Raw genomic sequence first — 13,626 nt, 5'->3', positions numbered from 1 at the left:
TTGCAAACATTTGAAACAAAATCCCCGACAGCATGGAAAAAAGTTCTGGTTATTTTAATATCGCTGCTAGCAGTAGCGGTACTGTCGATCGCTAGTTTTATCGCTATTCCAGGAGAAAAAACAATGTTTGCTGGAACAAGACCTGCCAATATCGGCATTCAGTCAGGAAAACTCGCAGCGTGCCCGAGTTCCCCCAACTGCGTCAGCAGCTTCAGTCAAGATGCCGAACACAAAATTGAGCCTTTGGGATACACTTCGTCCCAGAGTGAAGCGATGGTAAAGCTCCAAGGGGCGATCGACTCCTATGGAAAAACTAAAATTATCACGGCAACTGATAATTACCTCTATGCGGAGTTCACCAGTGCTTTGATGGGGTTTGTTGATGACGTTGAATTTTTGGTAGATGATGAAGCAAAAGTCATCCATGTGCGATCGGCTTCGCGTCTGGGAGAGTCGGATATGGGAGTTAACCGCAGTCGGATAGAAGCTATCAGAACTCAATTCAATCAACTCTGAACTTAAAATTTCTAGCTTTCCGCAAGCCCCTCTCCTGCAAGATGAGGGGCTTTGATATTTGGCTAATACTATGTAATGTTGATTTTTCACCATCTAGTTAACAATTATTAACAGTAGGTACACCGCGAAGGAGTCTCCTGGAGGGGGAGTAGGACACAGCAATGCGGTGTCCCTACGGTTGGCTTTGAGTTTTAATACTTGTTATAAGATTGACGATTGTAAAGTTTTAGAATATTTAAAATAGCTGAGTGCGCTACCACACCAGAAGAGATGCCGTAGTATTCCTATAGTATTAAACAACCTAAATTATACACTTCTGACTTTAGGGAGAGGGAACTGAACGAATTAATTTCTACTATTAATGTAAGTAGAGCAAAGAGGAAAAAATACATGGCACTTCAAAAATTAGCAGAATTTTATCCTAACTATCAGGAAGAGATCTTTGCTGGAGACGACATCAAGGGATTTGATGTTTATGCTGGCGACTCTGATGAAAAAGTAGGCACTGTTTATGATGCTTTGGTTGATGACACTGGTCGTTTCCGCTATCTGGTAATTGATACCGGTATTTGGATTTTTGGCAAAAAAGTATTGTTGCCCATCGGTTCGGCTCGCTTCGACTACGGAGCCCGTCGCGTCCACGCCACAGGCCTTCGCAACAAAGCTCAAGCAGAACAATTGCCGGCTTACAATGAATTAGAAGCAGTAGATTACGATCGCGAAGAACAGGTAAGAGGCGTCTACCGCAATCAAGAAACTGCCGCTCCAAGCACTGCAACTGCGTCTAGCTACGATCGCAGCAGCTACAACTACGATATGGACCGCCCCCTCTACGAAACCAACGAACAGCAGCACCAAAATCTCAAGCTTTATGAAGAACGCTTGATTGCCAACAAACACCGCGCAAAAACAGGCGAAGTAACAGTGGGCAAGCGCGTCGAAACTGAAACAGCGCGAGCTTCAGTCCCCATTGAAAAAGAACGAGTCGTAATCGATCGAGTAACCCCGGTAGAAGCGGGTCGAGTAGTTTCAGTCGGTGAGGCTGACTTCCAATCAGGGGAAGTTGCACGCATGGAAGTCTACGAAGAAACGGCCGACATCCACAAGGAAGCTTTCGTCCGGGAAGAAGTCAACGTCAGAAAAGAAGTTGTTCGCACCACTGTTGAGGGCGAAGAAACCTTGCGTCGTGAAGAATTAGAGGTTAAGACCGATGGAACTGCGGTTGTAGATAATAAAAATATCTAAACCAACCGCAACAGGTATTGCATAGGAATTTCGCCTTAATGACATAATTCTGTCAGGGCGCGGGCTTGATTTGATGGGTAGCGATCGCGCAATTCCTATGTGAGCGGGGGCGGGGGTACAACACTTGTCTAGTTTTGGCAAAGTTGATGCCCTTTCCCCGCCTTTACCAATTTCCCCTTACCACTTCATAATAAAAATCCCTAAGCAGGAAAGTTTAAAAAATGAACGGTCAAGCATCAGCAGAAAAGATAGCAACTGCCAAATCAATCACCCGTCTCAACCGGGTGCCTGAAAAAGTCAGAACTAAGCTAAAAAGTTTTACCGTCAAAGACAACAAAGGTCACTTGGTAGGCAAAATTAAAGATGTCTATTTTGATGCTAAAGGTCAGTTAAACTTTGTAGTAGCCGGACTAGGTAGCGAAAATCCCCGCACTTTTTTATTAAGTATTAAGCTGCTCAAAAAAGTCGATTATCACCAAAAGTCGCTGTTTGTAACTATTAATTCGGATCAAGTCGATCTGCTGCCGATAGTTTCGGCAAATGGGGGTAATCCGTATTTAGAAAATGCCTCTGAAACGCCTAGTGAATTTAACAACAGTGAATTAACCAATCCCTCAACAGATATGTCAAATCTAACAGATGCCGATCGCACAGATGCAAATTTGGAGACAGATCAGGATGAGGAAAACTTCGATATTGTCGATCAAGAAGTAATTCGCCTGCTAGAAGAACGATTGGTGATCAATCGCAGCAAGCGCAAAGTCGGCGAAGTCATAGTGCGTAAAGAAATTGAAACTAGGATGGTCCAAGTACCCATCCAGTGGGAAAAGCTGATTGTCGAACAAGTCGGCGACGATCCGAAGGTGTTGGCCGAAATAGATTTAGGTGAGGGAAACATCACCGGTATAGATTTGACGGAGATTAAGAGCGATCGGCAAGAACCGACAGTTAAGGCTGAATTTACCTCTGTCCAGAAAGCTAGCAAGATCTTAAATTCGATCGCCTCTCAACCCCGTCACGGTTGCGTCAAAGTCCGCCTAGAACTCGTTCTGGAAGACAAGCAACTTGAGGATACTTACCAAAAATGGATGACGGAACACCACTCAGAGAGTTAAAATATTCGTCCTTTTGGGTGTAGATTTTAGCTATTAGGGAGAAACTTAAATCTAAGAGCGGACTGTGGCGAGTCGTGCTGGGGAGAAAGTTCACCGCCTTCTACTAAGAGATCGTGTTCGGTAAATTAACCGTAATTTTGGTAGGGGCGGGTTCACCCATATCTGTAATGTAAGTGCGAGATCCGTCAACCCGCCCCCACAGGGATATTGAAATTTTTAGCAATCGACCTCTAGACAAAATTGTAGCGAATTGCGGTAAAATTGTGGTGGTCAAATTTAAAAGTATTTGAAAATGCCCAGCACAATCTCCGACATTAAAGTAAAAACGATCGCAGGCGAAGACAAGCAGCTAGGAGAGTACGCTGGCCAGGTACTCTTGATAGTTAATGTAGCTTCCAAATGTGGTTATACACCTCAATACAAAGGGCTCGAAGAATTGAGCCAGAAGTACAGCGCGGCTGGACTCCGTGTTTTAGGATTTCCCTGTAACGACTTCGGAGGTCAAGAACCCGGAAGTAATCCAGAAATCGTCAATTTTTGTACTACAAAATACGGCGTCACCTTTGAATTATTTGACAAAGTACGCGCTAAAGGCACTCAGCAGCACCCGCTGTACGCTAAGCTTACGAATGCAGTCGATCCCAAGGGTGAGGTTTCCTGGAATTTTGAGAAATTCTTAGTTAGCAAACAGGGTGAAGTGGTTGCTAGATTCCGCAGCAGTGTTGGCCCCGATTCGCCCGAACTGATCGCTGCTATCGATCGAGAATTGGCAAAATAAGCAGTTCGGCAAATAAGCAGTGTACCGAATTTAACGGATTTAACGGATGGATGTTTAGGGAAGACGGAAGAAATTAATAGGCTTTTTTTCTAAGAAGTTAAGAGCTAATTTTTTTCTTACGATCTTCCCCATTGTGTGCAAGCACTCAACCATGAACAAATACCGATAATTGTATTTAATTGGAGAACGGTTTAATTTAATGGAAAATACATCGGGATTAGATTTAGTGGTAGGTTTACTTGCCTTCGCAATTCTGGCAGGTGGTCTGGCAATGCTATTTGTAGGCGTGGGATCGTTTCCTAAAGAAAAATAATACTAATCGATATGATGTGCGATCGCACGACCTGAATAAAAGTCTTTGTAGCGAGGACTGAAGTCCTCCTAGAAATCGGAGGGTTCCAGCCCTCACTACCCACTTAAAATGCTTATTTTACAGCAGAGGATCTGAATAAATCGAACTACATTCAATTTGAACATTCGCAATTGAAAATCATGCAAACTACCCAAAACAACGTCAAAATTGCCCTCGCGCCGGGGAATTTGCGCCGCGTTCACCATATCGCTTTAAACGTGCGCGACATGAAAGCTTCCCGCCACTTCTACGGTACAATTCTCGGCCTGCACGAACTAACAGGTGCAGAAATTCCCGCAACTTTAACAGAAATGGTAGCCGCTGGTAAAGTCGCGAATTTCGTTACCCCTGACGGCACAGTTATTGACTTATTTTGGCAGCCCGACTTAGAACCGCCAAACCCAGACCCGGAGAAAGCTTTTACCCGCGCCAACCACTTAGCCTTCGATATAGAGCCGGATTTGTTCGATCGCGCTCTGGAAGTGCTAAAGTCAAATCAAATTGCGATCGACAGCGGCCCCGTCACTCGCGCTACAGGACGCGGCATTTACTTTTACGATCCTGATGGATTTATCATCGAAATCCGTTGTGATGCAGTTTAAACAGTCGCTATCTGGTTCTTGGCAGTCCGGGTACACCCTACATTTACTCTGTGGAGCGCGGCGATCCGCAAACATCCTACCTTTAAAGTTGTTTTATTTTCCATCTTGGCTAATAGGTTGCTTCGGCCAAGTAAACCGAAAAGTTGCTCCCTCACCTTCGGCAGATTCGAGGGAAATACTGCCCCCTTGACCTTCGACAATTTTTTTCACCAGCGACAAACCAATCCCAGTATTTTCTACTTTATCGCGAGCTTCCAAGGTCTGAAAAATCACAAAAACTTTATCGTGATATTGAGGAGCAATCCCCGGCCCGTCATCCTCTACAGAAAACTCGTAAAAATTATCTAACTCTTTAACCGATATTTTTACAGAACCCGATTCAGCTCGGTTATGCTTAATTGCGTTGCTAATTAAATTAGAAAAAACCTGCTGTAGCGGCAATTTTTCGGTGACAAAAGTTGGCATTCCCGGTTCAACTTTCACCTCAAATTCAGGCGGCGGCGCCAACGAATCAATAATTTCTGCTAATAAATTCTCAACTTTTACCATTTCTGAAGGCACTTGAATCCGTCCGACGCGGGAATATTGCAGCAGTCCCTCAATCAAACCTTCCATCCGGTGAACTCTGCCGCGCAGCAGGTTCATTTGGTGCAGAGTATCCTCTGTCATCGACTCGCTGAGGTCTTCTTCTATCCAACTGCTGAGATTTGCGATCGCCCTGAGCGGCGCTTTCAAATCGTGAGAAACTACATAAGCAAACTGGTCTAATTCTTGATTCCGCTTTCTTAAAACATTCGTGGTTTGAGCCAGATTTTGGGCTGTCAACCTCAATTCTTGAGCGCGCAACCGCAGGGATTCCTCTACTTTTTTGCGCTCCCTAATATCTTCTACCACACCCATCAGAAACTGACTGCCATCTTGTTCTCGCAGCAGCGAAACCGTTAAGTTTGCCCACACCAACTCTCCATCTTTGCAGATGTAGCGCTTTTCCAGAGAGAAATTTTCAATTTCTCCTGCTAATAATTGGCGCAAAAGTTCCAGTTCGCTTGCCAAATCTCCGGGCCAAGTAATGTCGTGAAATCTTTTCTCCCCCAATTCTTGGCGGCTGTATCCCAAAATTTCGCAAAGTTTTTGATTGACTAACAGAAATTTGCCTTCCACACTGGTTTGAACCATGCCGACTGCCGCCTGCTCAAAAGTAGCGCGAAACCGCTGCGCGCTTTGGGCCAAAGCAATTTCTGAGCGTTTGCGATCGCTAATATCGTTGCTGATTTCCAAAATAGCCACGGGTTGATCTTGATCGTCATGCTGCAAAGTCCATCGGCTTGCCACCGTTATTTTTGTGCCGTCTTTCTTGGTTCGCACCAGTTCTCCTTGCCAAGAACCCTGCTCGAAAAATACTTTTTGAATTACCTCAAAAGGTTGAGTCCATTCTGTTTGTAAAAGCTTGTGAATATTTTTTCCTATGGCTTGCGACTTCCGCCAGCCGTAGAGCCACTTCGCCCCCGAATTCCAATAAGAAATCGCCCCGTTCAAGTCTAGTACCGCGATCGTATCGTTTGCCAAATCCAGCATTTGCGCTTGCTTTCGCAGAGTTTCCTCGGCTTGTTTCCGTCCTCTGGCATCGCGGCAAATTGCAATAAACAAGTGTTGATCGGCCAGACGCATTTCGCTGACAGCCAATTCCATCGGAAACTTAGTTCCGTCGTGGCGAAGTCCAACTGTTTCTTGCTGGTAAGTCTTCAGCGTAGTATCGGGATGTAACACAAAATATTCGATTGAATAATCCCCCACGCTGCTGTACGGCTGCGGTTGAGATATCAGCCGCCGCAGGTTTGAGCCAATTATTCGATCGGCTTTCTCGCCAAAAATCTCTTCTGCTGCCCTATTAAAAGACTCAATATTTCCCTGTGCGTCCAAAGTAATAATACCGTCAGCCGCATTGTCTACTACAGCTTGAATGCGAGTTTTACTTTCTTGCAAGCCAGCTTCGCGCTTCCTCAATTCCTTCTCTAAACTATCAAATAAATACCAGGAAGCCCCTGCACCCAAACAGCCGGAAAGCAAACCCGCAACTTGCACAAAATTAGTGAAATCTATCAAACCTCGTCTTTGCTGATCTAGATCTTTCTGGTAGGCTTCGCCGGCCTCATAAAAGGTATTAATTCTTGCGCGCAGGTTATCCCTCCTCAATTTGCCTTGAGTGAACACCTCAATTATTTCCGGCGACTGCACGCTTGTTGCCGAACTGTCGAGCTTATTCAAAGTGTTTTGCAAGAAATTTATATGCTCTTCGGTACTTTTTTTTATACCTTCAAATCGCTGAGCTTGCAGTTTGTTTTCTTGAAGCATAACCTTGAGTTCAGCCAGTAGCGGAGGCAAACTCTTCTTGGCTTCTGAGTAGGGTGAGAGAAATTCGGGGCGCTTCGTCAACCCGTAACCTCGAATGCCCGTTTCCGCATCCACCACGAGGGTTAACAAGCGGTTAGTTTCCTGAAGTATTTCCCTATTAGTATCTGCTCGCTCTCTTATCCCTAGAGTAATCTCCCGGAGGCGTGCAATTGCTAGCAGCGAAGCAAACAGAAGAATCATGGGAATAGCAATGATGACTGTTCCCCGCTGGCGAATTGGTCGCTCTGTCCATACAAAGCGGAGGCAGCGATCGAGCAAATACTTCACGGATATTGAAGGAGAAAGTTTGCTGCCAGTATATCGCTTTTTGGCTGTTTAGGCTATGGATAAGTTTGTTTTGTTTGGTTTGACGAGCGCCGGGGACTAACCGTGGAAACTAGATTAGACCCCTGCGATAGCTACCTGCTGACACTAACAGCAGATTTTTTGGCACGGTGTTTAAACTGAGGCACGGAGAAAGAAAGGACTTTTTTCGACACCGAGACAGCAGGCGGAGCAGAAAGGATCGTTTCTGCTTTACCTTCGTTTTCGCCTTCGGCTTCTGCTTTTAAACTAGAGTCTGTTTCGCAAGTGTTTGGAACACTTGTAACTACAGTAGTCCACCTGCCTGTAGCCGGATCGCGATAACAAGTAAAAGGATTTATTTGTAGCGGTTGACTGCAAGGTTTAATCATGTAGATGCACTCCTTTGATTCTGAGAAATTGTGCATTGCTTTCAGCAGCAGTGCTATCTCGCCTGTAGAAGCAGTATGAAGGTAAAAAGCAGAATTGTGTTTCTGCGTCCAGAGACTTTTGAAACTTCCTGATTTCCTGTTAACTTTTGCCTTCTACTGCTTCGCGACCATAGCATTACTTTTACCAAATTGCCCTTCTGGAAGCAACCCCCCACCCCCTTAATTAGGTTGAGGTGGGATTTGTAAATGCAGCGAGGCGCCCGATCGTGCCTGCAGGACAATTTTGGGATAATATACGTATTCTAGGCTGAAAAAAAATGCTACTGTGTGATCGACAACAGAGGTCGATCGCGATCGGTGTCACAATTAAAAAGCGAATGGGTAATTGGTAATGGCTAATTGGTAAGGGGGGAATGGGTAATTGGGAAATTATTCCCTCTTTTGCCATCCGTTAAATCCGTTAAATTCGGTACAAAATTCCTGGCAAAACCCCACCCGTTAAATCCCTTAAATCCCCTACATTTCTAGTTGCCAAACTTACTTTTAACTAATATCAACTTCTGCCTTTAAGTGAACAGTAAAAGTAGAGCCAACATCCAACTGACTCTCAACCGTGATATCGCCGCCCATCATCTGACAAAACAAGCGGCTAATGGCCAATCCTAAACCGGTGCCGCCGTACTTGCGAGTAGTCGAAGCGTCCCCTTGAATAAAAGGTTCAAACAAACCCTGCTGCTGTTCGGCCGACATTCCAATCCCCGTATCAGATACCTGCAAATAAACCCAATCGCTCCCGCCTGCTGGTTCGCGAGTCGCGCTCAACAGCACCGTTCCACCTTCGGTAAACTTCAGGGCATTGGATAGCAAATTAAACAGAATTTGCTGGACTTTAGTCAAATCTGCATACATCACTCCCAAATTTTCAGAGCAAGAAACTTGCAATTGATTGTGATTTTTTTCGACCAAAGGGTGCAAAGTTGCAACGACTTCTTCTATTAAATTACTGAGGTCAAATTTTTCTAAATAAAGCTCCATCCGACCGGCTTCTATCTTAGAAAGGTCTAGAATATCGTTAATTAAAGTCAGCAAATGTTTGCCGGCGTTATAAATTTTTTGGGTATCGGGAATGATGTCTTCGAGTCCCGATTCCCGTGCTTCTTCTTGTAGCATTTCGCTGTAACCGATAATCGCGTTTAGCGGTGTCCGCAGCTCGTGGCTCATATTGGCTAAAAAAGTGCTTTTAGCTCTGGAAGCTGCTTCAGCTTTGTGTAAGGCTTCTTGCAAGGCTATTTCGGCTCTTTTGCGCTCGGCAATTTCGATGCGGAGCAGTTTATTGGCGGTGGTGAGTTGAGCGGTGCGCTGATCGACGGTCATTTCTAGCTGCGCTTTGGCTTTGGAGAGTGCTTCCTGAGCCCGCTGGCGCTCAAATCCTTCGATCGCCAGCGCTACCAAATTTGCCAAAGAATCAGCAAAGGTGCGCTCCTCCAGAGCCCACTGGCGGGGCGCGCCGATATGTTCGAGAGAGAGGATGCCCACGATCTGCCCGCCGAGCCTAATTGCTACATTTAATATGGATGAATTGGGCTTGCTGGCATTTGGCAGCACAGCGGAATGTTCGGCTACCGAAGATGAGTGGGACAAATCTGTTTGTAGAGATTTTTGAGTCTTTGTCGTAGGTTCTAAAGCATTGTCCGATCGCAAATTTTCGCCCGGTGCGTCGCCTTCAACATCTAAACTTGATAAATTTAAATCGCTTGCCGATATGGACTCCCGGCTCAAATGATTCTCCTGGGTGCGATCGTACAAGTCGAGACAAACTAATTTGAGGTTGGGGGTTTTAAACTTAGAATGATTAACCCCCTCGTCTTGCTCTGGGGCAGCGGCCTCTTTATCGAGTGGCCCTGTTTGGCTGTGGGCGAGCACTCTCTCGGTAAAATTTAGCTGGGGATCGCTCGGGTAGCGAGTTCCAAATCTTCCCTGGTTGTAAAGCCAGACGCTGACTTTTTCCACATCCAAAGTCCGGGCTGCAGCCTCGGTAATTTCGCGAATTCCCACATTCAGCGCACCGCTATTGAGAGTCCTCTGCCGACCTAGCTGCAACAAAGCCAAACTCTGGCGGCGGAGCCGCTTTTCGCTCTCTTGGAGGGTTTGTTCTGCTTCCTTGCGCTGGGTGAGGTCGTACAAGGCGCACAATGCCGTCTGCTGCCCGTTAAACACCAGCGACTGAACCGAGATCATCGCCCAGAAAGCGGTGCCGTCTGATTTTTTGCAGTGGAGTTCGTAGTTTTGGAGGTATCCGTTTTGAGCAAGTGCCTCAAGTACCTTTGGGCGATCGGCGGGGTTGAAGTAAAAGTCTGGAGTGCTGCAGCCGATCAATTTTTCTAGGGGTATGTTCAGGAGAGAAGCCAATTGAGCGTTCGCATACATAATTAAGCCGTCACAGAGGCGAGAAACTAATATCGGCACGGGAGTTGCCGAGGCGATCGCCCGAAACTGCTCTTCGCTTGAACGCAGCGCCAACTCAGCTTTGCTCAGCAAGTGAGCTTCCATCGTATCTGAATGTTCGGTGGTAGTCTCCAGCAAAAGTTCTAGGTCAACCTTTTCGCGCTTCAAGTTTTCAAGTTCCGCACTCAGCCGCTGAACGTCGAAAAGTAGCTGTTCTGTCGATGGTTCTTCCTGCATAGCAATTGAAAATTGGTAATTTTTAGTCTGTTCTGAAGTTTTTTACGGTTTTGTGCTAGTTTAACTATGACTTATTCCGATTAACTTCAGCCACCCTCATCCTGGTTCCCGGACTTAGCCGGGGATTCATCTTTACCTTTTTCGCTACTATTCCAATTCTAAGTGCAAGGAAGGCATCAGCCTCTGCAAGTTTTTCAGGGATTTTATCTGCCAGGGGATCTGTTTAGAACCTTTGATGGCGATTTGAATATTTTTTTGCTGGCGCACTTTGATCACAAATTTTGAGACAATATTCATTCCAGAACTATTTAAAAATTCTAGCTTTCGCAAGTCTAGAGTCACCGTGTTTGGGCAGGAGTCAGCCACTTCGTTGAGCAGATCGACGATCGGTGCGTATTCTTCCACCTGGCTGAGTCGGAACGAGCCGCTACAGGTGACTGTTTGCGTAGCGCGATCGTACTGGAGCGTGTAATCTTTGGTCTGAATCTCCATACTTTTGTCAGTTGCCGGTTTTGAGTGTAAAGGGGCTTTGCCTGCGTGAGCGAGGATTGAGCTTCAGGCTAGCACGATCAAAATTCAGCCGTTTGCCGAATGCCGAAGGCCTTTGCGTGTGTAACTTTTATTACATATACTGCCAACTGTACCATTGTCGCAGGGCTGTTATGAGTTATTTTAGGATTTCTCAGTTGTATCAGTTGTGGTACCAGTTGGCAAAAAGAATGCAACTGTTGACTAGCTCTCAACCCTAGTAGTCATCAGTCATTGCCAATCTAACATCTCAAATCTCAAATCTCAAATTGTATGAGTTGTGGGGGTTAACGAGACCAACTTTTGCTGAAGTTCCGAGCTATCAATTCGATTTTTATTCTCAAATTAGTATTGACAAAATCACCAAAATGTGAGACATATTGCACATCTGACACTGAAGTGAAAGGGAGAATATTTAATGGCAATTTCAGGAATTACAGAAAAGCTTTTGGCGGCTAAAAAAGCTAAGGGAATTAGTTTTGCAGATTTGGAAAAAGTTTTGGGGCGCGACGAAGTTTGGATTGCTGCGGTTATTTACCGTCAAGCTACCGCATCAGAAGAGGAAGCCGAGAAAATTGTCTCGGCTTTGGGACTAGATAGCAAGACGGCTGCGGTTCTCTGTGAACCTCCGTTAAAAGGTTCTTTGGATGCCTCGGTTCCAGTTGACCCTCTGCTTTATCGATTCTATGAAATAATTCAGGTTTACGGGATGCCGCTCAAAGCAGTGATACAGGAAAAATTTGGTGACGGGATTATGAGCGCGATCGACTTTACTATGGATGTCGAGAAAGAAGCAGACCCAAAAGGCGATCGAGTGAAAATAATTATGTCGGGAAAATTTTTGGAATACAAAAAATGGTAAGCCCGGGCCGCTTTACTTTCAAGTGAAAAATAAAAATTCAAATTTGCTCGAATGACTCATGACTAATGACTGAAGCCTCAAAAGTGTTAACTTAGAAATAGAGATCGCGAAGCTTGACTGGCTTGGGTGTCCGCTCGGGAAACCCTTCTAGGGCAAAGCTAAGGTCGCTCCCGCGGCAACTTCCCCAGTCGAAACAAGCAACCGCAACCGTAAAGTAAGAGGCAAATATGTCAAAATATGACTCCCATCTCAGATGCTCGTTTTGCGGCAAGTCGCAAGAGTACGTCCGCAAGTTAATCGCTGGGCCCGGCGTCTACATTTGCGATGAATGCGTGGAACTGTGCAATGAAATTTTAGAGGAGGAGTTCTTTGACTCCAGTAAAACAATTGGTCAACAGATTCCCCAATCAGAGGTGCGAGAGTCTCAGGGACAAGGAACGCGGCGCCCGGGTCGATCGAATAAATCGAAAATCGTTTTAGCTCAAATTCCGAAACCAACAGAGATTAAGCAGCATTTAGACAACCACGTCATCGGCCAGCATTCAGCAAAAAAAGTCCTTTCTGTAGCAGTTTACAACCACTACAAGCGCTTGAGCGTTGACCAAGCTAAAGATAGCGACAAGTCTTCCCCTGACAGCGATGTAGAACTGCAAAAATCCAACATCCTCCTAGTGGGCCCCACAGGTTGTGGCAAAACTTTGTTAGCGCAAAGTTTGGCGCAAATGCTCGAAGTGCCGTTTGCGGTAGCCGATGCGACGACTCTGACAGAAGCTGGATATGTCGGCGACGATGTAGAAAATATCTTGCTGCGGCTGTTGCAAATGTCGGATTTTGATGTTGAAGCGGCGCAGCGTGGCATTATTTATATTGATGAAATTGACAAGATTGCTCGCAAAAGCGAAAACACTTCGATCACTAGAGATGTATCAGGAGAAGGAGTACAGCAAGCGCTGCTAAAAATGTTGGAAGGAACAGTGGTTAACGTGCCCCCACAAGGCGGCCGCAAACATCCTTACCAAGATTTTATTCAAGTTGACACTAGCAAAATTCTATTTGTTTGTGGCGGTGCTTTTGTCGGTTTGGAAAAAATAGTTGAACAGCGTTTGGGTAAAAAATCCTTGGGCTTTATTCAGCCAACAGAAAGCGACAGCAACTCGACTTTGCCGGCGAAAGACAAGCGGGCGGCTGATATTTTGCAGCAGGTACAGCCCGACGATTTAGTCAAGTTTGGTTTGATTCCTGAGTTTGTCGGGCGGATTCCGGTGGTGACGGTGATTTCGCCGCTGGATGAAGCAGCTTTGATGCAGATATTGACTGAGCCCCGGAATGCGCTGGTGAAGCAGTATCAAAAGCTGTTGAAGATGGACAGCGTGGAGTTGGAATTCCAGCCGGAAGCGCTACGGGCGATCGCCCAGGAGGCCTATCGTCGCAAAACTGGCGCGAGAGCTCTCCGCAGCATTTTAGAGGAGTTAATGCTCGATGTCATGTACGAGTTGCCTTCTCGCAAGGATGTGGCTCACTGTATGATTACTCCTGAGATGGTCGAGAAGCGATCGACTGCCGAATTGCTGTGGCACCCCGCATGGCGCAAACAGCACGAAACTGCATAATTTATAGTTTGTAGGGTGCTTGTGGCGCACCCTACAAGCTTGGCAAATTTACTTTATGACAGTTAAAAAAATGTCAGTCAATGTAGCTAAAGTCAGTAAAAAATCGAGATTGCCAGTATCCAGTTTGCTGCCGAGGATTGCAATTTACAGCGCGGTTATGGCTGGCATAATAGCAGGGCTATTTCATTCTAAACAAGTCTTTGAGGATGTTAAAATTAAAGCCAGCAAGACGTTGAGCTTGAGCCATGTT

11 protein-coding genes and 1 pseudogene are annotated in these 13,626 nt (G+C 45.7%); 8 read left to right on the top strand and 4 right to left on the bottom strand.

The features are described 5' to 3' along the window. The 5 genes from QUA71_RS11765 (at position 1) to QUA71_RS11745 (ending at position 4,608) form a co-directional block, all read left to right on the top strand. On the top strand, positions 1–516 hold the full coding sequence (locus QUA71_RS11765) for a DUF1499 domain-containing protein (RefSeq protein WP_333285066.1): 516 nt from the start codon (positions 1–3) through the stop codon (positions 514–516). Positions 517–906: 390 nt separating this feature from the next. Continuing rightward, positions 907–1,761 carry a DUF2382 domain-containing protein gene (locus QUA71_RS11760; RefSeq protein WP_333285063.1) on the top strand — a complete coding sequence of 285 codons (855 nt, stop codon included), beginning with the start codon at positions 907–909 and terminating at the stop codon, positions 1,759–1,761. Between the two features lie 221 nt (positions 1,762–1,982). Beyond that, entirely contained in the window at positions 1,983–2,876 is an 894-nt protein-coding gene (locus QUA71_RS11755; RefSeq protein WP_333285061.1) for a DUF2382 domain-containing protein, read from the top strand. Between the two features lie 292 nt (positions 2,877–3,168). Beyond that, positions 3,169–3,654: a glutathione peroxidase gene (locus QUA71_RS11750; RefSeq protein ID WP_333285059.1), complete on the top strand. Its 486-nt coding sequence runs from the start codon at positions 3,169–3,171 to the stop codon at positions 3,652–3,654. 492 nt (positions 3,655–4,146) lie between these two features. Further along, complete coding sequence (locus QUA71_RS11745; protein ID WP_190738598.1) at positions 4,147–4,608, top strand: VOC family protein; 462 nt, start codon at positions 4,147–4,149, stop codon at positions 4,606–4,608. A gap of 93 nt (positions 4,609–4,701) precedes the next feature. On the opposite strand, the gene QUA71_RS11740 is transcribed toward QUA71_RS11745, so the two are convergent. The 4 genes from QUA71_RS11740 to QUA71_RS11725 form a co-directional block, all read right to left on the bottom strand. After that, complete coding sequence (locus tag QUA71_RS11740; RefSeq protein ID WP_333285057.1) at positions 4,702–7,287, bottom strand: PAS domain S-box protein; 2,586 nt, start codon at positions 7,285–7,287, stop codon at positions 4,702–4,704. A 131-nt stretch (positions 7,288–7,418) separates the two neighbouring features. Then, positions 7,419–7,730, bottom strand: a complete 312-nt coding sequence (locus QUA71_RS11735; RefSeq protein WP_333285055.1) for a hypothetical protein — start codon at positions 7,728–7,730, stop codon at positions 7,419–7,421. Positions 7,731–8,237: 507 nt separating this feature from the next. Further along, on the bottom strand, positions 8,238–10,376 hold the full coding sequence (locus QUA71_RS11730) for an ATP-binding protein (RefSeq protein WP_333285053.1): 2,139 nt from the start codon (positions 10,374–10,376) through the stop codon (positions 8,238–8,240). Between the two features lie 147 nt (positions 10,377–10,523). After that, positions 10,524–10,868: a slr1659 superfamily regulator gene (locus QUA71_RS11725; RefSeq protein WP_190662465.1), complete on the bottom strand. Its 345-nt coding sequence runs from the start codon at positions 10,866–10,868 to the stop codon at positions 10,524–10,526. 454 nt (positions 10,869–11,322) lie between these two features. Between QUA71_RS11725 and cynS the strand changes: the two genes are divergently transcribed. From cynS to QUA71_RS11710, 3 genes and pseudogenes are all read left to right on the top strand, one after another. After that, positions 11,323–11,766, top strand: coding sequence for a cyanase (gene cynS, locus QUA71_RS11720; RefSeq protein WP_190662463.1), 444 nt, complete (start codon positions 11,323–11,325; stop codon positions 11,764–11,766). 227 nt (positions 11,767–11,993) lie between these two features. Further along, positions 11,994–13,376: an ATP-dependent protease ATP-binding subunit ClpX gene (gene clpX, locus QUA71_RS11715; RefSeq protein WP_333285050.1), complete on the top strand. Its 1,383-nt coding sequence runs from the start codon at positions 11,994–11,996 to the stop codon at positions 13,374–13,376. 55 nt (positions 13,377–13,431) lie between these two features. Next, a pseudogene (locus QUA71_RS11710) lies at positions 13,432–13,626 on the top strand (hypothetical protein); the annotation flags it as partial.

The organism is Microcoleus sp. MON1_C5 (assembly GCF_036701875.1).
GTDB lineage: Bacteria > Cyanobacteriota > Cyanobacteriia > Cyanobacteriales > Microcoleaceae > Microcoleus.
Note: the sequence above shows the minus strand (reverse complement) of the source record. Positions and strands in the feature narration are given on the sequence as shown.